The 23458-nt window shown below is 42.0% G+C and carries 19 protein-coding genes and 1 tRNA gene; 4 read left to right on the top strand and 16 right to left on the bottom strand.

Annotation, left to right across the window (positions count from 1 at the left end; genetic code table 11):
• Positions 1-304: 304 nt before the first annotated feature.
• Entirely contained in the window at positions 305-1312 is a 1008-nt protein-coding gene (gene asnA / locus EKM76_RS07475; RefSeq protein ID WP_125550066.1) for an aspartate--ammonia ligase, read from the top strand.
• Positions 1313-1512: 200 nt separating this feature from the next.
• On the opposite strand, the gene tpiA is transcribed toward asnA, so the two are convergent.
• The 5 genes from tpiA to rpoN form a co-directional block, all read right to left on the bottom strand.
• Entirely contained in the window at positions 1513-2268 is a 756-nt protein-coding gene (tpiA, locus tag EKM76_RS07470; RefSeq protein WP_125550065.1) for a triose-phosphate isomerase, read from the bottom strand.
• A gap of 58 nt (positions 2269-2326) precedes the next feature.
• Positions 2327-3538 carry a phosphoglycerate kinase gene (locus EKM76_RS07465; protein ID WP_125550064.1) on the bottom strand — a complete coding sequence of 404 codons (1212 nt, stop codon included), beginning with the start codon at positions 3536-3538 and terminating at the stop codon, positions 2327-2329.
• Positions 3539-3814: 276 nt separating this feature from the next.
• Positions 3815-4837 (bottom strand): type I glyceraldehyde-3-phosphate dehydrogenase, encoded by a 1023-nt coding sequence (gene gap, locus EKM76_RS07460; RefSeq protein ID WP_125550063.1) that lies wholly within the window; start codon positions 4835-4837, stop codon positions 3815-3817.
• A 37-nt stretch (positions 4838-4874) separates the two neighbouring features.
• Complete coding sequence (locus tag EKM76_RS07455; RefSeq protein ID WP_125550062.1) at positions 4875-5912, bottom strand: sugar-binding transcriptional regulator; 1038 nt, start codon at positions 5910-5912, stop codon at positions 4875-4877.
• 169 nt (positions 5913-6081) lie between these two features.
• Positions 6082-7383, bottom strand: a complete 1302-nt coding sequence (gene rpoN, locus EKM76_RS07450) for an RNA polymerase factor sigma-54 (RefSeq protein ID WP_125550061.1) — start codon at positions 7381-7383, stop codon at positions 6082-6084.
• A gap of 143 nt (positions 7384-7526) precedes the next feature.
• On the opposite strand from rpoN, the gene EKM76_RS07445 reads away from it, so the two are divergent.
• A tRNA-Arg gene (locus EKM76_RS07445) sits at positions 7527-7598 on the top strand.
• A 236-nt stretch (positions 7599-7834) separates the two neighbouring features.
• Here the strand turns inward: EKM76_RS07445 and EKM76_RS07440 are convergent.
• Both EKM76_RS07440 and EKM76_RS07435 read right to left on the bottom strand, forming a co-directional pair.
• Positions 7835-8683, bottom strand: a complete 849-nt coding sequence (locus EKM76_RS07440; protein ID WP_125550060.1) for an SDR family oxidoreductase — start codon at positions 8681-8683, stop codon at positions 7835-7837.
• Positions 8684-8761: 78 nt separating this feature from the next.
• Entirely contained in the window at positions 8762-9340 is a 579-nt protein-coding gene (locus tag EKM76_RS07435) for a TMEM175 family protein (RefSeq protein ID WP_125550059.1), read from the bottom strand.
• A 263-nt stretch (positions 9341-9603) separates the two neighbouring features.
• Between EKM76_RS07435 and clpP the strand changes: the two genes are divergently transcribed.
• Positions 9604-10185 (top strand): ATP-dependent Clp endopeptidase proteolytic subunit ClpP, encoded by a 582-nt coding sequence (gene clpP / locus EKM76_RS07430; RefSeq protein WP_125550058.1) that lies wholly within the window; start codon positions 9604-9606, stop codon positions 10183-10185.
• A 56-nt stretch (positions 10186-10241) separates the two neighbouring features.
• Positions 10242-10751 (top strand): thioredoxin domain-containing protein, encoded by a 510-nt coding sequence (locus EKM76_RS07425; protein ID WP_125550057.1) that lies wholly within the window; start codon positions 10242-10244, stop codon positions 10749-10751.
• A 51-nt stretch (positions 10752-10802) separates the two neighbouring features.
• Here EKM76_RS07425 and whiA read toward each other — a convergent pair whose 3' ends face one another.
• The 9 genes from whiA to EKM76_RS07380 all read right to left on the bottom strand — a co-directional run bounded on the left by whiA (position 10803) and on the right by EKM76_RS07380 (position 23197).
• Complete coding sequence (whiA, locus tag EKM76_RS07420) at positions 10803-11750, bottom strand: DNA-binding protein WhiA (protein WP_125550056.1); 948 nt, start codon at positions 11748-11750, stop codon at positions 10803-10805.
• A gap of 31 nt (positions 11751-11781) precedes the next feature.
• The gene (locus tag EKM76_RS07415) at positions 11782-12783 is read right to left on the bottom strand and encodes a gluconeogenesis factor YvcK family protein (protein ID WP_125550055.1); all 1002 of its coding nucleotides are present in this window, start codon (positions 12781-12783) and stop codon (positions 11782-11784) included.
• On the bottom strand, positions 12780-13664 hold the full coding sequence (gene rapZ, locus EKM76_RS07410) for an RNase adapter RapZ (protein WP_125550054.1): 885 nt from the start codon (positions 13662-13664) through the stop codon (positions 12780-12782). The genes EKM76_RS07415 and rapZ overlap by 4 nt, the downstream gene beginning before the upstream one ends.
• A gap of 178 nt (positions 13665-13842) precedes the next feature.
• Positions 13843-14229: a hypothetical protein gene (locus EKM76_RS07405; RefSeq protein ID WP_125550053.1), complete on the bottom strand. Its 387-nt coding sequence runs from the start codon at positions 14227-14229 to the stop codon at positions 13843-13845.
• Between the two features lie 151 nt (positions 14230-14380).
• A complete protein-coding gene (gene argH, locus EKM76_RS07400; protein WP_125550052.1) occupies positions 14381-15763 on the bottom strand; it encodes an argininosuccinate lyase in 1383 nt (460 codons plus the stop codon).
• Between the two features lie 3 nt (positions 15764-15766).
• A complete protein-coding gene (locus EKM76_RS07395; protein ID WP_125550051.1) occupies positions 15767-16987 on the bottom strand; it encodes an argininosuccinate synthase in 1221 nt (406 codons plus the stop codon).
• A gap of 209 nt (positions 16988-17196) precedes the next feature.
• On the bottom strand, positions 17197-20052 hold the full coding sequence (gene uvrA / locus EKM76_RS07390; protein WP_125550050.1) for an excinuclease ABC subunit UvrA: 2856 nt from the start codon (positions 20050-20052) through the stop codon (positions 17197-17199).
• Positions 20053-20097: 45 nt separating this feature from the next.
• A complete protein-coding gene (gene uvrB, locus EKM76_RS07385) occupies positions 20098-22104 on the bottom strand; it encodes an excinuclease ABC subunit UvrB (RefSeq protein ID WP_125550049.1) in 2007 nt (668 codons plus the stop codon).
• Between the two features lie 457 nt (positions 22105-22561).
• A complete protein-coding gene (locus EKM76_RS07380) occupies positions 22562-23197 on the bottom strand; it encodes an HD domain-containing protein (protein ID WP_125550048.1) in 636 nt (211 codons plus the stop codon).
• Between the last annotated feature and the right edge of the window lie 261 nt (positions 23198-23458).

Here is a 23458-nt window from a genome sequence, read left to right as displayed (position 1 = left end):
GAAAGACAAATACGAACCGTTGTCCTGACAGTGAATCGAGATCAGTGGAAACTCGATGAGGCACCAGCGCTTTGGAATAACACTTTCTTTGATCGCGAGCTGAACAATAATCAGTAGGCTACGCCGTTACCGGTACGTTACCATCCGGAAGTGCATGTTTGTGCACTTAGTAAGCTGGCTCGTGTAGACGGGCAACTTGGGTGGTACCGCGAAAATAGTCCTTTTCGTCCCTTGATTGGGGACGGGAAGGGCTATTTTTTTCATTCCAACACCTAAGGTCAATTAAAATTCAGGAGGTCTTTTCATGCATTTATTTATTCCCACTGCTTATGATCCAAAATTATCTATTCGCGAAACTCAGGAAGCCATCCGCTATATCCGCGAAACTTTTCAAGATGAATTCGGTGAACAACTTAACCTGTCCCGAGTCTCAGCACCAATGATGCTTGATCGCGCTACTGGCTTAAATGATAACTTGAATGGTGTCGAAGCTCCCGTTTCATTTACGATGAAGGATATGCCAACTAAAACGATGGAGATCGTGCATAGTTTGGCTAAATGGAAACGCAACGCACTGGGCCGCTTTGGTTTCCAACCTGGTGAGGGTCTGTACACTAATATGAACGCCATTCGCAAGGATGAAGACTTGGACAACTTTCACTCAATTTACGTTGATCAATGGGATTGGGAAAAAGTGATCACAAAGGAAGAACGGACGATCGAGACGTTGCAACAAACTGTCCGTCAGATTTTCAAAGTGATCAAACACATGGAACATGAAGTTTGGTACAAGTACCCAACAGCAGTCCATCATTTACCAGACGAACTTCATTTTATCACCACGCAAGAATTAGAAGATCGCTGGCCTGATAAAACGCCTATGGAACGCGAAGACTTGATTGCTAAAGAATTAGGTTGTGTTTTCATTATGCAGATCGGCGGCACCCTAAAATCCGGTAAACGCCATGACGGTCGCGCCCCTGACTATGATGATTGGACGCTTAATGGTGATCTGATTTTCTGGTATGAACCATTAAACTGTAAATTAGAAATTTCAAGTATGGGTATTCGTGTAGACGAAGTGGCAATGGCGAAGCAGTTAAAAATCGCTGATGCCGAAGATCGCTTACACTTACCTTTCCATCAAAAAATCATGCACGGCGAACTACCTTACAGCATTGGCGGCGGCATTGGTCAATCTCGTTTATGTATGCTCTTATTAGGCAAGGCCCATGTTGGCGAAGTTCAAGCTAGCGTTTGGCCACAAGAAATGCTTGATCAATGTGCAGCACATGACATTCATATTCTATAGCAGTAATTAAATCAAAAAAAGTTGTGACATAAGTAAATTATGCCGCAGCTTTTTTGATTCGCTGAACTTTATAGATCTGAACACTACCATAAAACAAATAATTCTACCTGTCGAAATCTGATCACTTTTCTATAATTTGCCTTAATTTATGGCAAAAAAAAGAAGCAGGCGTCCCTACTTCTCTCATAAAACTTTTTAAATTAACCTTGATAATTAACTAATTCTAAGAATGAATCAGGTTGTAAGCTTGCGCCACCAACCAAGCCACCATCAATATCAGGTTGAGCCATTAATTCTTTAACGTTAGCAGGTTTCATTGAACCACCATATTGGATCCGTACGTTTTCCGCAGTTGTTTGGTCATAAAGGCCGGCAACTGTTTCGCGGATCAAATGACAAACTTCTTGAGCTTGTTCTGGAGTGGCTGTTTCGCCAGTACCGATAGCCCAGATTGGTTCGTAGGCAATAACAGCTGAAGCAACTTGTGCAGCTGATAAGTCTTTTAAAGCGGCTTTGATTTGGCCAGAAACCCATTCGTTAACCTTACCGGCTTTACGAGTTTCTAAAGTTTCGCCACAGCAAATGATTGGTGTAACACCATTTTTGAATAAAGCGTGGGCTTTTTTGTTAATGTCTTCATCTGTTTCATGGAAATATTCGCGACGTTCGCTATGACCAATAATACCGTAGTCAACGCCCATTTCAGCTAAAACTTTAGGTGAAGTTTCGCCAGTAAAAGCACCAGCTTCTTCAAAGTAGCTGTTTTCTGAAGCAACTTTTAAATCAGTACCTTTAGCAGCATCGATCAAAGTTTGTAAGTCAACGGCAGGTGCACCGATAACAGCCTCAACTTTAGCTGGATCAGCTAATTTACCTTTGATTCCGGCAACAAATTCAGCCGTTTCTTTAGGGTTTTTGTTTAATTTCCAGTTACCTGCAATGATTGGTTTACGCATTTGTAACATCCTTTCATTTATGTAAACCTAGGCCATAACGACCTAGATTTGCTAGTTATTATTTGTTAGAAATAGCAGCAATACCAGGTAATTCCTTACCTTCGAGGTATTCAAGTGAAGCACCGCCACCAGTTGAGATATGAGTCAATTGGTCGCCAACGCCTAGTTGCTTAACGGCTGCAGTCGAATCGCCACCACCGACGATCGTTGTTGCATCAGATAAAGTACCTAAGAACTTACCAATTTCCAAAGTGCCTTTAGCATAGTTGCTCATTTCGAACACACCCATAGGGCCGTTCCAAACAACTGTTTTAGCATCTTTTAGGACATCTTTAAAGTTAGCAATTGACTTTTCGCCAATATCTAAGGCCATGTAGCCATCAGGAATATTGCCTTCAACGTCTTTGCTAGGTACATCGTTGCTGAATTCTTCAGCGACAATATTATCAACAGGCAAGACTAACTTGTCGCCAGCTTTGTCGATGATTTGTTTAGCTAATTCGATTTTATCTTTTTCGACTAACGATTTACCAATGCTTAAGCCTTTAGCTGCATAGAATGTATAAGTCATGCCACCGCCGACGATAACTTTGTCAGCTTTGCTTAATAAATGATCGATCACACCGATTTTATCAGAAACTTTGGCACCACCTAAGATGGCAACAAATGGGTGCTTAGGATTGTCAACAGCTTCACCTAAGAACTTGATTTCCTTTTCCATTAAGAAGCCAGCAGCTACTTTTTGGCCTTTAGCCTTCATAGCAGTTGCGATACCTACGTTTGAAGCATGGGCACGATGAGCTGTACCAAATGCATCGTTGACGAATACGTCGCCTAATGAAGCCCAGTATTCGCCTAACTTAGGATCGTTTTTGCTTTCGCGCTTGCCAAAGTCATTATTGATATCTTGGAAACGAGTGTTTTCCATAACCAATACTTGACCAGCAGCCATAGCACTAACAGCATCTTCTAATTGTTTACCTTCGTTAACGGGAACAAAAGTAACAGGTTGGTTCAAAAGCTCAGCTAAGCGTTCAGCAACTGGCTTCAAGCTTAGTTCTTTTTTATCTTCGTCAGATTTGATCCGGCCTAAATGAGAAAGCAAGATTGCTTTACCACCATTTTCAACTACGTATTTAATAGTTGGTAATGCGGCAACAATCCGGTTATCGTCACCAATGACGCCACCTTTGATCGGCACGTTAAAGTCAACACGGATCAAGACTTTTTTATCTTTAACATCTAAATCAGAAACAATTAATTTAGCCATATGAATAGCCTCCTATTTTAAGCGCGATAAAAGTGGCGTTCAGACTTTGAGTACGGCCCAAATTAGCAATAGATTATTTGCTAACTGTAGCTGAACGTAAAAGCTTACCACTTTTAGCACATTTTTTAGTTGTAATTTTATACTAGCCGCAAATCTACTTCATCAGTCAGCCATTCGCGGGCCCTGCGTCTGGACCAACAAAAAAGCAGAGGGAGTCGACCTCCCTCCGCCTTTTTAAACCATTATGCGGTTTTGAAACCTACTAATTCTAACGGATTAGAGAGTAGCGAATTTCAATAAAGTACGAACCATTTGGCAAGTGAAGCCATATTCGTTGTCGTACCAAGCAACAGTTTTAACTAATTGCTTGTCGCCAGCAGTTGTAACTTCTGTTTGAGTTGGGTCGTAGATTGAACCGAATGTAGTGCCGATAACGTCACTTGATACGATCTCGTCTGCGTTGTAACCAAAGCTTTCGTTACCTTCTGTATGCTTTTTGATTGCTTCGTTAACTTCGTCAGCAGTAACCTTTTTGTCAAGGATAGAAACTAATTCAGTTAATGAACCGTCAACAACACCAACACGTTGTGCATGGCCTTGTAATTTACCCTTCAATTCTGGGATAACTAAGCCGATAGCTTTAGCAGCACCAGTTGAATGAGGAATTGTGTTAACAGCTGCTGCACGAGCTGCACGTAAGTTACCGCCACGAACTGGGCCGTCAAGTAACATTTGTGTAGAAGTGTAAGCATGGATAGTAGTCATAGTACCAACTTCAAGGCCAAATTCTTCGTTTAAGAAGTAAGCCATAGGAGCCAAGCAGTTAGTTGTACATGAACCAGCTGAAACGATTGTGTCATCAGCAGTCAATACATCATCATTTACGTTATAAACAACTGTCTTCAAATCGCTACCAGCTGGAGCTGAGATCAAGACACGTTTTGCACCTGCATCCAAATGAGCTTGTGCTTTATCTTTGGATGTGTAGAAACCAGTACATTCAAGGACGAAATCTACGCCGTCGTTTTTAACCCAAGGAATATCTTGTGCTTTAGGTTCAGCATAGACACGATATTCTTTACCGTCAACGATGATACCATTGTCAGTAGCGCTAACTTCGCCAGCAAAAGTACCATGTGTTGAATCATATTTCAATAAATGAGCTAACATAGCAGGTGAAGTTAAATCGTTAATTGCGACAACTTCGATGTCATTTGATTTAGCACCTAATTCGAAGATACGACGGAAAGCTAAACGGCCGATACGTCCAAAACCATTAATACCAATTTTTACAGTCATGCTTTAATTTCCTCCTTTAGGAAATAAAAAATTTATTTTAAAGGGTTACCCCTTTTAAAATCAAGTTTGCAGCACCTTCATCCGTGATCAACCACGTTTGTTGGGGTGCGAGTTGTGCATATGCTTTGATTGCTGCAGCTTTATCTGAGCCGCCGGCAACCGCAATTACACTGGCAATTCTTTCAAGGTCGTGAAGTTGTAAACCGATCCGAGGAATCTTATAAATGACTTCCCCCATCTGGTTAAAGAAATAACCAAATGCTTCGCCGACCGCCTGTTTTTGCTGCAACATAGCAATTGTTTCAGCAGACATATTCCGCCGTTTTGCCATTGGAATTGCCCCACCAATACTATGAACCACAGCCGAACTTTTGTCAACCAACTGTAACACTTCTTTAACCGCAGGCTCGGCTAATAGCGGTTTGTAGGTCTGTTCGCTGACATGTTCGGGGATATACAGGACCCGGTGTTCACCACCAGTATGCGCTGCCATACGAGCACAGACGGCATTGGCCTGTATATTAACTGCTTCACCGAGGCCACCACGTGCTGGCACAAAAATCAAATGCCGTTGCTCGGCTAACTTAGAGGTCAGCGAATCCGCAACCTCGGCCATTGTTGTACCACCCATCACCGCAATCACGTTTTCACCACGCGGTAAAATAATGTCCAACGTTTCATTGACCAACTTACCCATATCAGATAAAACTTTAGGTAAATTAGCTGAATCACCAGCAACGATCAAGCAATGATCGATACCAAGCACCTGACTTAGTTGCTTTTCTTTCGAACGTACACCAAGTAGCCGATCCATGATCGTGGTCAATCCTTGGTAAGCTTCCTCACCTTGGGCGGTTAAAATCATTCCTGATTTAGAGGCCGTTATTAACCCGTGTAGTCGTAGAAAATCGGTTTCGGTGCGTAATGCTCGTTCACTCAAGTTAAGTTCTTGGGCCAATAATCGTCGACCGATCGGCGCCAACCAATAAATTGATTGCAACACTTGATAACGCTGCTTAACAACCTCGAGCAGGTCTGGCGCCAGCACTTTCAGCCAGGCAAATTCCTGATCCATGCTGATCCTCTTCCTTAGTGGGACTTAAATTGTCCAACTATGTCGTATAATGACCCGTCATGGCCAAAAAACAAAGTGCACAGTTGATCTGTCCACTCCTCAAGCACAAAAATATTATAACAAGACCGCTCATTAAATGCAAGGTTCAACCCTTGATAAATCAAGGAATTTAATCAAAGCGCTTTCGCTTAGATGATGCCGCAATTTCAAGGCTTTCACGATATTTAGCAACTGTTCGCCGTGAGATCGTGATCCCTGATTCGCCTAGTAAAGTAACTAATTTTTGATCCGATAGTGGCTTGGCTTTATTTTCCTGATCGATCAGTGTTTGCAAACGCTGTTTAACGCTATCAGCTGAGTCTTCCTTTTCTTCACCAACTGCATTGGTGAAGAAATGCTTAAGCTCAAAAACGCCAAAATCAGTTTGTAAGTATTTACCGTTAACAGTGCGACTAACAGTCGATTCATGCACTGCCAATTTAGCCGCAACATCCCGTAACAAAAGCGGCTTTAACGGCCGTTTAGTGTCAAAGAAAAAATCGTGCTGGCGGTGAATAATTTCTTGACCTACACGTAGGATAGTGCTGCCACGTTGCATAACACTTTTTTGTAACCAATCAAATTCCTGCTTCTTTTCCTTCATATACTCGGTTACTTCACGATCATTGGTTTTTAGCATGCGTTCAAAGTAATGCTGCTGAAAAATAACTTGTGGCTGCGACTCATGGGTCAGGTTAAGTTCCAATTCCTCCCCACGCTGGTGAACAACTAATTCAGGACGAATAAAATTATTTTGCGTTTGACTAAATGCTGCTCCTGGCCGTGGCGATAACGTTTGAACGTAATCAAAAATACGTTGGATCTCCGTCAGCGCAACTTGATATTTTGCAGCGATCACAGCCCACTTGCGCTCAGCAAAATTCGCAAATTCTTCTTCTAACACAATATAAGCTAAATTAGGCGCACTATTATCATTCTCAATTTGTAGTAGCAAGCAGTCTTGTAAATGTCGCGCACCCACACCAGGTGGATCTAACTGTTGTAATAAAGTGACCGCATCTAATATTTGTACCGGTTCAGCGCCAGTTTTAGCTGTGATTTCGGCATCACTGATTCGTAAATAACCATTTAGATCTACGTATTCAAGCAAAAACAAGACTAAATCACGTAATGGCGTATCGCGCATGGTCAAATGGACCTGATCTAATAAATAATCAAATAAGGACTGAGTCGTATCCGGAATCGCATTCATAAAATTATCGACCCGCTGTTGACTGCCACTGAAATTAGCTTGATCACGCGAACTATGCCGGACTGCTAACAGTGGATTCTCTAAACTTTTTTGTTGTAAAAACTGTTGTAACCCTTCGGCATTATACTGGAGTATCTGAATTGATTGCTGTAGTTGTTGCGTCATAACCAGCTTCTGGACTTGCTTTTGCTGCTGGCCAAGTCCTTGTTGATATGCCATGCTGATCGTTCCCTTCATGTGACCATGACTTAAGTTACTTTCTATTCTAGTCAAGTTACATCAATTTTGCTATCTATTAATTTTTCGTGATTAGACTTGTTTTTTGTCCTAATTTCCGGTAAAATTGTTTTTGTTGTTCAGATGCGCCTGTAGTGTAATGGATATCACGTGAGATTCCGGTTCTTGAGATGGGGGTTCGATTCCCTCCAGGCGCATAAAATAATTTCACCGGCGAAAGAACCTTGTTAAAGCAAGGTTCTTATTTTTTTAAATAGCTAAATTTTCTACACACTTACCCTAATTAAAGCTGATTCACTAAAAATAACGTCGTTCCCTTCCTGGGTCGACGTTATTTTATCACTCCAAAAGCTATTGCTTGATCAAACATCACACAATAAGCTTTTATAAAGTAGCTGCTATAGCCAGTAGAATCTTACCTAAATCACTTTATTTAACCGGTAAACGTCCCGCCATTAACATGAATAATTTGGCCAGTAATGAAGCTGCTATCAACCGCCGCCAAAAAGACATAACTCGGCGCCAATTCATAGGCTTTACCCCCGCGGCCCATTGGGGTTTCACCCCAATTTTCCAACTTAGCTTTAGGAAACGTTGCAGGAATCAGTGGTGTCCAAATTGGCCCTGGCGCAACTGCATTGACCCGAATATCGCGTTTCAATAGTTCTTCGTTTTGTGCCAAAGCTCGTGTCCAAGAAACGATTGCACCCTTGGTCGAAGAATAATCTAACAATAAAGGGTTACCTTTAAATGCAGTTACTGAAGTAGTATTAATAATCGCGCCATGTTCCTTTAAATGGGGTAACGCAGCCTTAGTCAGATAAAACTGACCAAAAATATTGGTACGAAAAGTCCGTTCAAACTGTGCATCTGTTATTGCCGTAACATGTTCTTGCACATGCTGTTCACCAGCATTATTGACTAGAATATCGATTTGTTGAAAAGTCGCCAATGTTTGTTCGACTACTTGTGCTGCAAATGCCGAATCCCCAATATCGCCTTGACAAACAAGCACACGCTGACCTAGCGCTTCAACTTTTTGTTTGATTTTCTGTGCGTCATCAGTTGATTCATAATGAACAATGACGATATCTGCGCCTTCACGTGCGTAGAGCAGCGCAACGGCAGCACCGATACCACTGTCGCCACCGGTGATAATAGCAACTTTGCCTTTTAACTTAGCCGCCGGTCGATACGTGGGATGGTCGATCTCTGGCTGTGGTGAAACATTCTTACTACTGTCGTCGATCAAATAATTCTCCTTGGGTTGTCGTTTATTCATACATGAACCGCCTTTCACCTAAGTTAAGTTCAAGGTATCAAGTTCACGCGGTCAAAACAATAAATACGCATGGCTGACTTATTTGACGCGAAATTCCTGCTCCACTCGCTGATTAGGAATAAACCACAAAACAGAAACCATCAAGCTGGCACCTAAGCCGGCAGGCGGCCAAACAAATGTCAGTAAACAACCGACTGCATAGATCGCCAACGATAGCCAACGTTTGCGGTCATGCTTTGAAACAATAGCGACCCGTGAATTTGCTCCGTTGACACGAACTAAACACCGATCCAGCAAATTATAAGTCAACCCACACATAAAGGAAACAAACGCGTAGATCAGTTCAGGCAGCATGGCCGTCAAGTGTTCCCCCACCCAGGCAGTTGCAAATGGTAGTATACTCAACCAAAATAACAATGCCGTATTTACCCACAATACTGTCCCATCGATTTTTTTAACTGTTTGGTACAAATGGTGATGGTTATTCCAATAAATAGCGATCGCGATAAAACTAACCACATAGGCAAAAAATGGTTCGCCTAACTGGCGTAGCGCTATCCAGGTCACATCCTCAGGTGCATGCAGATCCAACACTAAAATTGTGATCAGAATAGCAATAACACCATCAGTAAAAGCCTCAACGCGACTTTTGGTCATTAAGTTCAGCTCCCTACTTCATAAAAGTATAGAAAAAATTTCAGCTTTAGAATAGCATATTTTCGCTAAATTAGGTTAGTCATTGAATTATTGCCTTTGTGCTATACTTTTATTAGCGTGCGGTTAGTGGCGCGAATCGCTGAAAACTTTTTCGCAAAAAGCCAACTAAATATTTGACCTTTTTTGACCAATAGACTAAACTGGCATTACACTTAATTGAGTGCTAAAATTAACTTAAACTTGAAACTTTAGGAGGTCACACTATGTTAGTTCCTACAGTCATTGAACAATCTTCACGCGGTGAACGCGCGTATGATATCTACTCACGGTTATTAAAAGACCGTATCATCATGCTATCCGGTGAAGTTAACGACCAAATGGCCAACACAATTATCGCCCAATTACTTTTCTTGGACGCTCAAGACTCTGAAAAAGATATCTCGATCTACATTAACTCCCCTGGTGGTTCCGTCTCCGCTGGTTTGGCGATCTACGATACAATGAACTTCGTTAAATCAGATATCCAAACCATCGCCATGGGTATGGCAGCTTCTATGGCCAGTGTTTTACTTACTGCTGGTACTAAGGGCAAACGTTTTGCCTTACCAAACTCAACTGTTTTGATCCATCAACCATTGGGCGGTGCTCAAGGTCAGCAAACTGAAATCGAAATTGCTGCTCGCGAAATTTTGAAAACTCGTAACCGTTTAAACAAAATTTTAGCAGAATCTTCCGGTCAAGATTTGGAAACGATCCAAAAAGATACTGATCGTGATCATTACTTAACTGCACAAGAAGCAAAAGATTACGGTTTGATCGATCAAATCATGGTCAACCAAAAATAATTAATCGGTACCCCACTAGCTTAGTTGCCAGTGGGGTATTTTTGGAGGTTTAATCTATGGATATGATTCTACCAGCTAAAATTAGTCAACAAGGTTTAGTGATTGGTAATATTAACGCCCCAATCACTAGTATTGAATTCATTAACTTACGCTGCCCCTATAGCAAAGCTTGGTTTGAACTTGCAGCATCAATTTTGGAGCCTGCAGTCGCCGCTGGTCGCGTTAAGCGTATTTTCAAGTTGTTCGATAAGCCAAAAGAATCATTGCTGAAAGGTAATCTCGCCCAACATCATTTACCGTACGATCAACCTGAACAGGCCTACGCAGCGATTAAATTTCTGTTTGCTCACCAAAATGAGTGGGGCGAAAACTTAACTGATACTGAAATTGATGCCTATATCGAACATCAACTAGGCTTACCGACACAACCAAATCAAACCATGATCGATTTAGTTTTAAACGAAGCTAAAACAGCCAATGTACAGTTTGTACCAACTATTATTATTGGTGACACTATTTTTGATGAAAAGATCACCAAACCAGAACTAGCCAAACTAATCGCTTAACGATGAATAGAAAAAAGCCGCAGAGCTAATGCTTTGCGGCTTTTTTTATCACTATGAAGTTACTTTACCGGCACGTAAATTATCGGCAACTTGCATCAGTTTACGCAAACGATGATTGATGCCTGATTTAGAAATTGCGCCACTGGGAACTAACTCGCCTAACTCTTTCAGCGTAATATCCGGATTAGCTAGACGTAAAATAGCAATTTCTTGCAGTTTTTGTGGCAAACTATCTAGCCCCGCAACTTGTTCAATAAACTTAATATTTTCAACTTGGTGGGTCGCGGCATCGATCGTCTTATTCAGATTAGCTGTTTCACAATTAACTAGCCGATTGACCGAATTACGCATATCACGAACGATTCGCACATCCTCAAACTTCAACATCGCGCTAGTCGCACCAATCAGTTGGAGAAAGTCAGCAATTTTCTCGCCTTCTTTTAAGTAAACAATGTAGCCACCACGCCGTTCCGTTACCCGCGCATTCAAACCAAATTGGTTGATCATTGCGGCCACCTGCTGGTTGTGTTCTTCATACAAAGAATAAATCTCCAAGTGGTAACGGCTAGTTTCAGGATTATTGACTGAGCCGCCCGCCAAAAAAGCACCTCGTAAATAGGAACGAACCTTTTGATCAGAGTCTTTAACTTCAGTCGAAGGTAAAGTCGATAATGTCGAAGTTCCCGCCAAAATGTGAAGGTCATTCAATACCAAAGTACTGCCGTGTTTTAGACGCACAATATACAAATTATTTTTCTTTAATTTCATTTTCCGACGGACCAACAGTTCTGCTTCAATTGCGTAGTTATCCCGTAGTAAAGCATAAATTCGGCGGGCAATTGCTGGATTCTCGGTCTGCACATTTAAAATGAACTGATGATTAGCAATGCTTAGGGAACCGTTCATCCGAATTAATGCTTCTAATTCCGCCCGCGCATGTTCGCGATGAACTTCCAATGTTGTTAGTTCTTTTTTGACTTCACTTGCATACGACCCCATAACCGTCACCTCCTCAGATTATTTGCTTCACTTAGTCGTGTGGTTGACAGGCCAAATTCAATAACTCCTGGGCAACTTGATCACCATCATGAAAAACGCCACGGTCATGTAATGATAAGAAATTATCAGAGATCACTCGGCAACCCAGATCACGTAACCCTTTAAAATCATGTTCGACTTGAACTAGATATTCATCATATTTTTGATGATCCAAGTAATTGGGTGGTACTGGCTGTGTATTAACCAAAACTGTGTTAATGAATTGGCCACCTAAATGTTGGGCTAATACGCGCACATGGTCCGCATCAGTAAAATGTTCAGTCTCACCTTTTTGCGTCATAATGTTACAAACATAGGTCACGTCAGCTTGAGTTTTTCGAACTGCTTCGCCGACGTTACTGATCATTAGGTTAGGCAAAATACTGGTAAATAGACTACCCGGCCCTAAGACGACCGAATCCGCATCCATGATCGCATCAACTACTGCTTGGACTGCTTGGGGTGCGGCGTGGGTCGGATCAGCTGGCGTTACCCAGACACGATCAATGCTCTTACCAGCAGCAGTAATTTCTGCTTCCCCTGCGATTTCTGTGCCATCACTGAAATGTGCATTTAGAACCAGCGGATCATCACTGGCCGGATAAACATGGCCATCAATTTGCATCATATTAGATAATTCTTGAACTGCGCCAAAAATACCTGACCGCATCTCTGACAGTGCAGCTATAATTAAATTACCGATTGCATGACCGGCGAGAAATGAATCATCACTATTAAAGCGATATTGAAAAATATCTAAATACAGCTCTGGTAAATTAGATAACGCCACTAAAACATTACGAATATCACCAGGCGGCACCACGTTAACGTAATTGCGGATCGCGCCTGACGAACCGCCATCATCAGCAACAGTCACAACTGCCGTAATATCAGCATTTCGCTTGTGTAAACTTTTTAAAATCACCGGCAACCCAGTGCCACCACCAATGACAACCATTTTCGGCCGGCGAGAATTCCTTGGTGATCTGGTCATGAGCGATTCACCGTTTCCTTTCGCTTGTTCATGTCGCGATGACTTGTTTCAACTGGATAATGCTGGCCCAGGTCCTTACCTAAACGCTCAGCCAAGGCAACTGACCGATGTTGTCCACCGGTACAACCAATCGCGATCGTCAAACTAGTTTTACCTTCCTTTTCATAGCCGGGCATGATCAAATGCAGCATGCTACTAAATCGTTCATAGAAATCTTCAGTTGCCGGCTGTTGCATCACATAATCGTAAACCGCTTGATTTAATCCGGTTAATTTCTTAAATTCAGGAACATAGTAAGGATTGGGTAAAAAGCGCACATCCATCACAATATCGGCATCGATCGGCACCCCATATTTGAAACCAAATGACATGACCTCAATATGGAAAGTCTTAGTTTCAGCTGATTTAAAATTACCAAAAATCTCTTCACGCAATTGTCGTGGCGTTAACTCAGAAGTATTGATCACGATCTGTGAACGATTTTTGATTTCAGATAATAAATTTCGTTCCTTAACAATACCATCTAGCAAGCGACCTTCCATTGCTAACGGATGCGCTCGCCTTGTTTCTTTATAGCGCGACACTAGTTCTTCATTGGATGCATCGAGAAAAAGAATCTTTGTAGTCACAAAATTAGTATTATCCAAATTAGACAGCATTTCATCAATTTGATCGTAAAATGCGCGTGAACGTAGATCGATCACTAACGCGATCTTAGTCACCTTACCTGATTCTTTAACCAATTCCCAGAACTTTGGCAACAAACTGGGTGGCATATTATCCACACAAAAATAGCCAAGATCTTCAAAACTTTGCATAGCAACCGTCTTACCAGCGCCGCTCATTCCGGTGATTACGACTAAATTTAAAGTATCAACCATATTTTTAACGTCCTTTCGTGGGTCGCCACTAATGGCAACGCCCCCTAGTGTCTCGCTAAACACATCTAAATAAGTGTAACACACCGGGTGTATCATTGCTAGTCTAGCACACAACTAAAAAAGATGTACCAGCATAAATGACTTACGCTGACACACCTTTCTTTTAAACCTGTTAGCTTTAATTTTCCTGTAGTGGCCGCTGTGGTACCAGTGCTAACGGTAACCAGAACAACACATCACTGATACCTAATAGCGCGACTAAGATCAATAATAAGCGCAACCCTGAGGTACCGCCGCTAAATAATACCGGCACCCCAGCCAGCATAAACAACAACAGACTGATCGCTAGCCAACCAGTTAATAAGTGGTATCCATAATCAACTTTAATCAGTGCGCCCACCAGCGGCAACACATACAGCAAACTAAAAATACCCAACGCTAACCACATACCGGGGCCATTAAAAACAGTTAACTCTGGCGTAACTGGATTCGCTGTCATCAACATGATCGTTAAGCAGCCAAAAAACCAAGAACCAAAACTCAATAGCTTCGCTTGATACTTCATACCTGAACGCCTCCCAACGTTTTAGCAATCGTACAAACCAGCGGTAAAAATAGGGCTTCTTTTTCTACTGTTAGTATAACTTAATTGAATGAGAAAGCGCTTAAAAAACAGTACAAAAAAACATCGGCGGCTAGCGACGATGTTTTAATATTTACTTTAATTTAGCTTGGGCGGCAGTGATTTGCTTTTTGATTTGACTAAAACCAGTGCCACCTAATGACGTACGCCGCTCAACTGCGGTACGAGGATCTAATGCCTGATAGACATCAGCCGCAATTAGCGGTGATAATGCTTGATAATCAGCCAAGGAAACATCCTTTAAATATTTATGCGCTTGAATACATTTAAGGACTAACTCACCAACTAATTCATGCGCTTGGCGGAATGGCAAGCCTTTGTTGGCTAAATAATCAGCCAATTCCGTTGCGTTGGAGAAATCATGTGTAGTTGCATGAGCCATATTATCCGTTTTAACCGTTAATGTATCCAGCATCCCGCGGAAAACAGTCAACGATTGTTCGACTGTATCAACCGCATCGAACATGCCTTCTTTGTCTTCTTGAAAATCCTTATTGTACGCCAACGGTAAACCTTTCATCACGGTTAACAAACCGATCAAGTCACCATAAACTCGGCCCGTTTTACCCCGAATCAATTCGGCCATATCTGGATTCTTTTTCTGTGGCATGATCGAACTGCCAGTCGAATAAGTGTCGGATAATTCCAAGTATTGGAATTCCTGAGTATCCCACATGATAATTTCTTCGCAAAAACGGGACAAGTGCATCATCAATTGTGCGCAATTACTGAGAAACTCTAAAATGAAATCGCGATCGCTGACCGCATCCAAACTATTTTGATAAACATCAGCAAAACCGAGTTGCTCTGCGCTATATTCACGATCGATCGGGAAAGTTGTTCCCGCCAGAGCAGCTGCGCCTAATGGTGAACGATCAGTGTGCTTCAAGTTAAACTCAAAACGCTCATAATCACGCTGGAACATTTCATAATACGCCATTAAATAATGTGCGTAAGAAATCGGCTGTGCATGCTGCATGTGCGTATAACCTGGCATCAACGTCTCAACATTGCTATCTGCCTTAGTCACAACTACTTTTTGCAGCTCAACGATCAACTGCATCACAGTGTGCAAATGGTTCTTTAAATATAAATGCATATCAGTAGCAACTTGATCATTACGGCTACGTGCCGTATGCAGCTTACCAGCAACCGGCCCAATTTCTGCTGTCAGTAAACTTTCTAAGTTTAAATGAATATCTTCATTTTCAATCGTGAACTGCAATTCACCGGCAGCTAATTTATGCTGTAATTGGTGCAAACCAGCCGTGATTTGATCCGCCTCGTCGCCCTTTAAAATGCCAGTGTGTTTTAGCATCGCAACGTGCGCCAATGAACCATGCAGATCCTCAGCCGCCATTTTTTGATCAAACTGAATCGAAGCACCAAAACTTTGCACGTATTCACTTGGTTCAGCGGTAAAACGGCCACCCCATAATTGATGATTTTCTGCCATAGCTTACTCCTTTGCCTGATCCGCGCTAACTTTTTCCTGCACCTGTGTATAAACTTGTGTTGGTAGTCCCCAGAGCTTGATGAACCCAACGGCTGCAGCCTGATCAAAAGTATCGGATGCTGTATAAGTTGCCAAGTTCTTGTCGTACAGAGAATTAGGTGACTTCCGACCTTCAACGATCGCATTACCCTTAAATAGCTTGACCCGAATCGTTCCATTAACCACTTGTTGCGTTGTTTTCAAGAATGACTGCAAGGCGCTGAATAATGGTGAGAACCATAAACCGTTATAGATCGTGTTCGTTAATTCTTGTTCAATGATTGGTTTAAAATGAGCCAAATCGCGTTCAAAAGTTAAATCTTCCAAAGCTTTGTGGGCCTTGATCAGCACTTCAGCCGCTGGTGCTTCATAAACTTCCCGTGATTTAATCCCCACTAACCGGTTTTCGATATGATCGATCCGTCCAATACCGTGTTTACCAGCCAATTTGTCTAACTTAGCGATCAAGTCGACTAAGCCTAATTTTTCACCATCTAAAGCAACTGGCACGCCTTTTTTGAATTCAATTTCTACAGTGCTAGCTTCATTAGGTGTATCTTCAATCGCGTTTGTTAAATCATAAGCATCTGCTGGTGGTGTGACCCAAGGATCTTCTAAAACGCCAGCTTCATTTGCCCGACCCCAAAGGTTTTGATCGATCGAGTATGGGCTATCCAACTTAATTGGCACGGGAATATCATGTTCCTTAGCGTAATTAATTTCCTCTTCCCGTGACCATTTCCAGTCCCGGACAGGTGCTTCAATTTTCATTTCTGGTGCCAAACCGCGAATCGCCACTTCAAAACGAACTTGATCGTTCCCTTTACCGGTACAACCATGGGCAATTGCTGTAGCACCTTCTTTTTTAGCGACTTCGACCAACTTTTTAGCAATCAATGGCCGTGATAGTGCTGAAACCAATGGATATTCGCCTTCATATAATGTATGGCCTTGTAAGGCAACCGTGACATAATCTTGGGCGAATTCTTCACGACAATCTAACGTATAGGAAGCAACTGCCCCTACTTGAAGTGCCTTTTCCTTGATGAAATCCATATCTTTGCCGACTTCACCAACATTGATGCAGGTCGCGATAACGTCATACCCTTTATCCTTTAACCAAGTAATCGCTACGGACGTATCCAAACCACCAGAATACGCTAAAATAATTTTTTCATTTGCCATTTAAGCCACTCCTTACCTATTTAAAATTATCATTAAACTCAATTAATTTTCTTTAATCATTTGAATGGATTCATCATAACGCACTCTTAAAAATAATGCAACATTTTTTGATATTTATTCATAAATAGACTTAATATTCGTTTATTAGTGTATATTACGCTGATTTTTGTAATAAAAAAAGCGAGCTATTTTTAAGCTCGCTCTCATTATTATTCTGGTTGTTGGAAACGTGGTCGTTGACCGTCACGTTCCAATACTGGCAGTAAATATTTACCAGTGTAACTGTTAGGTGTTGCCGCGATTTTTTCTGGCGTGCCAGTAGCCAATACTTCACCACCACCGTCGCCACCTTCTGGACCTAAATCAATCAGATAATCGGCTGTTTTGATCACATCTAAATTATGTTCAATGATCAAAACAGTGTTCCCCGCATCGACTAACCGATGTAACACAGCTAGTAGCCGCATAATATCATCGGTATGCAAACCAGTAGTCGGTTCATCAAGAATATAAAATGTTTTCCCTGTTTGCCGACGATGGAGCTCAGAAGCCAATTTCATCCGCTGCGCTTCACCACCGGACAAGGTTGTCGCCGATTGTCCCAATGTGACATAACCTAGGCCGACATCAACGATCGTTTTCAATTTACGACGAATTTTAGGAATTGGTTCAAATAACTTCAAGGCTTGTACAACGGTCATATTTAAAATATCAGCGATGTTGTAGCCCTTATACAAAACTTCTAACGTTTCAGAGTTATACCGAGTGCCATGACAAACTTCGCAAGGTACATAAACATCAGGCAAGAAATTCATTTCAATTTTAATAATGCCGTCGCCTTTACAAGCCTCGCAACGACCTCCTTTAACATTAAAACTGAAACGATTCTTCTTATAACCATGGATCTTAGCTTCGTTAGTTTGGGCAAATAGATCGCGGATATCATCAAAAACACTGGTATAAGTCGCCGGATTACTCCGCGGTGTCCGGCCAATTGGGCTTTGATCAATATCAACAATTTTATCGATATTTTTAACGCCAGCCACTGATTTATACTTACCTGGTTTCTGCTTGTTGCGATTAAGTTTCTGCGCCAAAACGCGTTTCAGAATACTATTGACCAAAGTTGATTTACCCGAGCCAGAAACTCCGGTCACCACAATAAATTGGCCTAGTGGAAAATCAACTGTAATATTTTTCAGATTATGCTCACTAGCACCAGTGATCCGAATTTTCTTACCGTTGCCCTTACGCCGCTTTTCTGGTAACGGAATATATTTCTCGCCCGATAAATATTGACCAGTCAATGAATGCTGATTAGCTTCAACCTCAGCAGGTGTGCCAGCTGCCATCACGCGGCCGCCATTTTCGCCAGCGCCGGGACCAATATCGATCAAATAATCAGCGGCCCGCATGGTATCTTCATCATGTTCCACCACGATCAATGTATTACCTAGATCGCGCATTGATTTTAACGATGTAATCAGACGATCGTTATCCCGTTGATGCAAGCCGATCGAAGGTTCATCTAAAATGTATAGTACCCCAGATAAATTAGAGCCAATTTGTGTGGCCAGCCGAATACGTTGGGCTTCACCGCCCGATAAAGTTCCTGCAGAACGACTTAGATTCAAATAATCCAAGCCGACATTTTTTAAGAAGGTTAAGCGATCCGTAACCTCCTTCAAAATTGGTTTAGCAATAGTATTTTCTTTGTCAGTTAATTTTAAGCCACTGAAAAAAGTCAAAGAATCGTTGATCGCATAGTTAGAAACTTCAGCAATATGCTCACCATTGACTTTAACTGCTAGAGCTTGTGGATTCAAACGATAACCGTGACAAACAGGACAAGTTAATTCAGTCATATATTGGCGCATCTGTGTCCGGGTGAAATCACTGTTGGTCTCACGATAACGGCGGGCAACATTGTTAACGACCCCTTCAAAAGTTGCATCCACATCGCGGATACCACCAAAGTCATTTTCATAATGGAAATGGAAGGTCTGATCTCCAGCACCATAAAGAACCAGCTGTTGCTGCGCTTCGGGAAGTTTTTCAAAAGGCGTGTCCAAGTCAACACCGAAAGCAGTCGCTGCTTGTTCCAATAATTGCGGATAATATTGCGAGGAAATGGGATTCCACGGTGCCAACGCGCCAGCGCGTAAGGTTAGACTTAAATCAGGCACCACTAGATCAGTATCGACCTCCAACTTCATTCCCAGACCGTCACACTCGCTACAAGCCCCAAATGGCGCATTAAATGAGAACAAACGTGGTTCTAATTCGCCAATCGTAAAACCACAATAAGGACAGGCATAGTGTTCCGAAAATAAAATCGGTTCACCACCAATAATATCTGCCGTTGCGTAGCCATCGGATAAACGCAACGCCGATTCAAACGAATCAAATAACCGTGAGCGTGCGCTATCTTTAACGATGATACGATCGATCACGATATCAATATCATGTTTTTTCTTTTTATCCAGTTCAATTTGATCACTAATGTCCTGAACTTCGCCATCGATCCGCACACGGACAAAGCCTTCTTTTTGGATTCGCTGCAAAACTTTTTTATGTTGTCCTTTTTTGCCGCGTATGATCGGTGACATAATTTGTAGCCGTGTCCCTTCTGGCAAAGCCAGAACTCGGTTCACCATTTGTTCCACCGTTTGACTACTGATCTCGGTACCGTCATTCGGACAGATCGGGTGGCCGACCCGCGCCCATAACAGTCGCAGGTAATCATTAATTTCGGTTACCGTCCCTACAGTTGAGCGGGGATTTTTAGAAGTCGTTTTTTGATCGATCGAAATTGCTGGACTTAGCCCATCGATCGAATCCACATCCGGCTTGTCCATTTGACCTAAAAATTGGCGCGCGTAAGCCGACAAACTTTCAACATAACGTCGTTGTCCTTCAGCGTAAAGCGTATCGAAAGCCAGAGAACTCTTACCCGAACCAGATAGTCCAGTGACTACCACTAATTTATCGCGCGGAATTGTGACGTCAATATCTTTAAGGTTATGGGCCCGCGCCCCATGAATGACGATTTTATCGTTTGCCAAAAAATAGCTCCTCCTACTCAAAAACAGGGATAATTAATCTACCATCTATTCGATTTCAGCCTTTAATTCTAGGACCGTATCGCGCAACGTTGCCGCTTGTTCGAATTCAAGGCTCTTAGCTGCCGTCCGCATTTGTTCTTCTAAACGGGCGATCATTGCTTTTTGTTCCTTCTTCGACATGTCAGCAAAATCAGTTTCAGCGATGATCTCACCACTATGTTCGTCAACTGCTGTCGATCGAACTGGTGAAATCAAATCACGAATTTCTTTTTTAATTGTTTTCGGTGTTACATGATGTTCCTCATTATAAGCTTCTTGAATTGACCGCCGGCGCTGCGTTTTATCGATCGCACCACGCATAGAATCCGTCATATTGTCGGCGTACATGATCACAGTACCATCAACATTCCGGGATGCCCGCCCAATCGTCTGAATCAATGAACGCTCACTGCGTAAGAACCCTTCCTTATCCGCATCTAAAATAGCAATCAGCGAAACTTCTGGCACGTCGATCCCTTCACGCAGTAAATTGATCCCGACTAATACATCAAACTTACCAAGCCGTAGATCGCGAATGATTTGTGTCCGCTCCAATGTCTTAATATCACTGTGCAGATAACGAACTTTAATACCAAGTTCCTTTAAATAATCAGTGAGATCCTCAGCCATTTTTTTAGTCAAGGTTGTGATGAAGGTCCGTTCATGGCGTTCGATCCGTAAATTGATCTCGCCAACGATATCATCAATTTGTCCCATAATTGGCCGTACTTCAATTTTTGGATCCAGTAAACCTGTCGGTCGAATGATCTGTTCGGCCACTTGATCCGTTTGTTCATGCTCGTAAGGACCTGGCGTCGCTGATACATAGATGATTTGGTTGACATGTTGTTCAAATTCTTGCAACGTCAATGGTCGGTTATCTAAGGCACTCGGCAGACGAAAACCATAATCGACTAACATTTGCTTACGCGCCCGATCACCATTGTACATACCACGAATTTGTGGCATTGTCGCATGAGATTCATCGACCATGATCATAAAATCTTTGGGGAAAAAGTCGATCAGCGTGTATGGCGGTTCGCCAGGCTGACGACCATCCATGTGCCGCGAATAGTTTTCAATACCCGAGGTATAGCCCATTTCCCGCATCATTTCAATATCGTAATTGGTCCGCTGCTCTAACCGTTGCGCTTCTAACAACTTGTGCTGATCTTGTAATTCAGCCAGTCGCGTTTTCAGTTCTGCAGCAATACTGTCAATGGCATGATCCATTTGCTCGTCGTTGGTCATAAAATGCGTCGCCGGGAAAATAGCCACATGATCGCGGTCACCTAAAACCTCACCGGTCAGTGCATCTACTTCGCGAATACGATCGACTTCATCGCCAAAAAATTCGATTCGTAATGCTCGTTCATCCCGTGAAGCTGGAAAAACCTCCAACACATCGCCCCGAACGCGGAAACGACCACGTTGAAAGTCGATATCATTGCGCTCAAATTGAATGCTGACTAATTGACGCAACAACTCGTTACGTTCCAGCGCTTGGCCGACTCGAATCGATAAAACGTGATCCGCATATTCTTTAGGATCACCTAAACCAAAAATACTAGAAACAGATGCGACCACGATCACATCATCACGTTCCAATAATGAACTAGTCGCGGAATGCCGCAACTTATCAATTTCATCATTGATACTAGAATCTTTTTCAATATAGGTATCGCTAGAAGGCACATAGGCTTCTGGCTGATAATAATCATAGTAACTCACAAAATATTCTACAGCGTTATTTGGGAAAAACTCTTTAAATTCACCATAAAGTTGCCCCGCCAACGTTTTATTATGCGCCAACACTAGCGTCGGTTTATTCACATTTTTAATAACTTCACTCATAGTAAAGGTTTTACCAGTCCCAGTCGCGCCTAGTAAAATCTGTGCCTTAGTTCCATTTTCGATCCCCTGAGTCAACTTAGCAATTGCAGCGGGCTGATCACCAGCTGGTTGATATGGTGAAACTAATTCAAAATCACGATGCGGTTCACGTTGAATCAAAAAATAGCCCCCTATTACACAATTAAGGTGAGATATTTGCACTAAACACAAATATCTTTTGATGTTCCAGTCGGTATCCATTCAACTACGGCAAAATGCGCCAAGTTGAAACATGGTCCTATTACACAATTAAGGTGAGATATTTGCACTAAACACAAATATCTTTTGATGTTCCAGTCGGTATCCATTCAACTAACACAAATATCTTTTGATGTTCCAGTCGGTATCCATTCAACTATGGCAAAATGTGCCAAGTTGAAACATGGTCCTATTACACAATTAAGGTGAGATATTTGCACTAAACACAAATATCTTTTGATGTTCCAGTCGGTATCCATTCGTCCATCAAAATCCCAATAAACCACCAAACGAAAAAGGCTGGAAGCAACTCCCAACCACTTAATTTACTGGTTCAATTTTAGCATAGCGAACATATTTTCGCCACCAGTTGGACCGATTATTTTCTATCGGTAATGCGCCGCGTAATTTGGCGCAATTCTTCCTGATTAGTAAAGTTTTCCGCCAATAAGTCAGGCAATATTTTTTGGAGAAAATATTGAACACTGACCATATCAACAAAGCCGACGATCGTATGCAAACTTTCCCGATAAATCTCAGTGAAAACTGATTCCGGATTACCCTTTTGTATTTCACCAAAAGATTCATACAACAAATCAACTTTATCGGCTACGGAGAGGATGCGGCCTTCAAGGCTATTATCCTTACCTTCACTTAAGCGCCGCCGATAAGCAACTTGAAACTCAGCTGGCAATTCATTTTGAATAAAATTTTCTGTTAAATTAGCATCGACGTCGGCTAACATTTGCCGCAAAGTCGGTGTCGCGTATTTAACCGGCGTTTTAATATCGCCAATGAAGCGCTCAGTATAATCATGATTGAGCGCTTTTTCATACAGTGCCTGCCAATCAACTTTTTGACCCGCATTCTCTTCAATATCGCCTAACATCTGGGCAATCTGTGTCACCTTAAACGAATGTGCCGCCACAGAATGCTCCTCATACTTAAAATAACCCGGTGCTCGATGAATAGTTTCTAAGTTACTTAAACTTTTTAAATATTGATGCATGCCCATTCTGCTCACCTACTCTACTCCACAATAGTGGATAATTTTTAATTGATACTATTCTAACGACTTTCTTCATGACTGACAAGCTTTTAGCCCCAAGCAAAAAGCTCAACCAAATATGAAGTGCCTCATAATTGTTAGACAAAGAGTCTAATGATTGTGAGGTACTTTTTTCATGGTTAAATATAGCCCAGTTTTAAAAGCGCAAATTATCAGTGAACATCTAGACCATGATATCGGCGGTGCCGAGCTGGCCAGAAAATATTG

This window comes from Loigolactobacillus zhaoyuanensis (genome assembly GCF_003946385.1).
In the GTDB taxonomy this organism is placed as follows: domain Bacteria; phylum Bacillota; class Bacilli; order Lactobacillales; family Lactobacillaceae; genus Loigolactobacillus; species Loigolactobacillus zhaoyuanensis.
The sequence above is the reverse complement of the archived record's forward strand: the minus strand, read 5'-3'. Positions and strand labels throughout refer to the sequence as shown.

What these genes read in the sequence shown, in the direction of transcription:
- asnA (WP_125550066.1), top strand. Translation starts at nt 305, where the DNA reads ATGCATTTATTTATTCCCACTGCTTATGATCCAAAATTATCTATTCGC.
- tpiA (WP_125550065.1), bottom strand. Translation starts at nt 2,268, where the DNA reads ATGCGTAAACCAATCATTGCAGGTAACTGGAAATTAAACAAAAACCCT.
- EKM76_RS07465 (WP_125550064.1), bottom strand. Translation starts at nt 3,538, where the DNA reads ATGGCTAAATTAATTGTTTCTGATTTAGATGTTAAAGATAAAAAAGTC.
- gap (WP_125550063.1), bottom strand. Translation starts at nt 4,837, where the DNA reads ATGACTGTAAAAATTGGTATTAATGGTTTTGGACGTATCGGCCGTTTA.
- EKM76_RS07455 (WP_125550062.1), bottom strand. Translation starts at nt 5,912, where the DNA reads ATGGATCAGGAATTTGCCTGGCTGAAAGTGCTGGCGCCAGACCTGCTC.
- rpoN (WP_125550061.1), bottom strand. Translation starts at nt 7,383, where the DNA reads ATGGCATATCAACAAGGACTTGGCCAGCAGCAAAAGCAAGTCCAGAAG.
- EKM76_RS07440 (WP_125550060.1), bottom strand. Translation starts at nt 8,683, where the DNA reads ATGAATAAACGACAACCCAAGGAGAATTATTTGATCGACGACAGTAGT.
- EKM76_RS07435 (WP_125550059.1), bottom strand. Translation starts at nt 9,340, where the DNA reads ATGACCAAAAGTCGCGTTGAGGCTTTTACTGATGGTGTTATTGCTATT.
- clpP (WP_125550058.1), top strand. Translation starts at nt 9,604, where the DNA reads ATGTTAGTTCCTACAGTCATTGAACAATCTTCACGCGGTGAACGCGCG.
- EKM76_RS07425 (WP_125550057.1), top strand. Translation starts at nt 10,242, where the DNA reads ATGGATATGATTCTACCAGCTAAAATTAGTCAACAAGGTTTAGTGATT.
- whiA (WP_125550056.1), bottom strand. Translation starts at nt 11,750, where the DNA reads ATGGGGTCGTATGCAAGTGAAGTCAAAAAAGAACTAACAACATTGGAA.
- EKM76_RS07415 (WP_125550055.1), bottom strand. Translation starts at nt 12,783, where the DNA reads ATGACCAGATCACCAAGGAATTCTCGCCGGCCGAAAATGGTTGTCATT.
- rapZ (WP_125550054.1), bottom strand. Translation starts at nt 13,664, where the DNA reads ATGGTTGATACTTTAAATTTAGTCGTAATCACCGGAATGAGCGGCGCT.
- EKM76_RS07405 (WP_125550053.1), bottom strand. Translation starts at nt 14,229, where the DNA reads ATGAAGTATCAAGCGAAGCTATTGAGTTTTGGTTCTTGGTTTTTTGGC.
- argH (WP_125550052.1), bottom strand. Translation starts at nt 15,763, where the DNA reads ATGGCAGAAAATCATCAATTATGGGGTGGCCGTTTTACCGCTGAACCA.
- EKM76_RS07395 (WP_125550051.1), bottom strand. Translation starts at nt 16,987, where the DNA reads ATGGCAAATGAAAAAATTATTTTAGCGTATTCTGGTGGTTTGGATACG.
- EKM76_RS07380 (WP_125550048.1), bottom strand. Translation starts at nt 23,197, where the DNA reads ATGGGCATGCATCAATATTTAAAAAGTTTAAGTAACTTAGAAACTATT.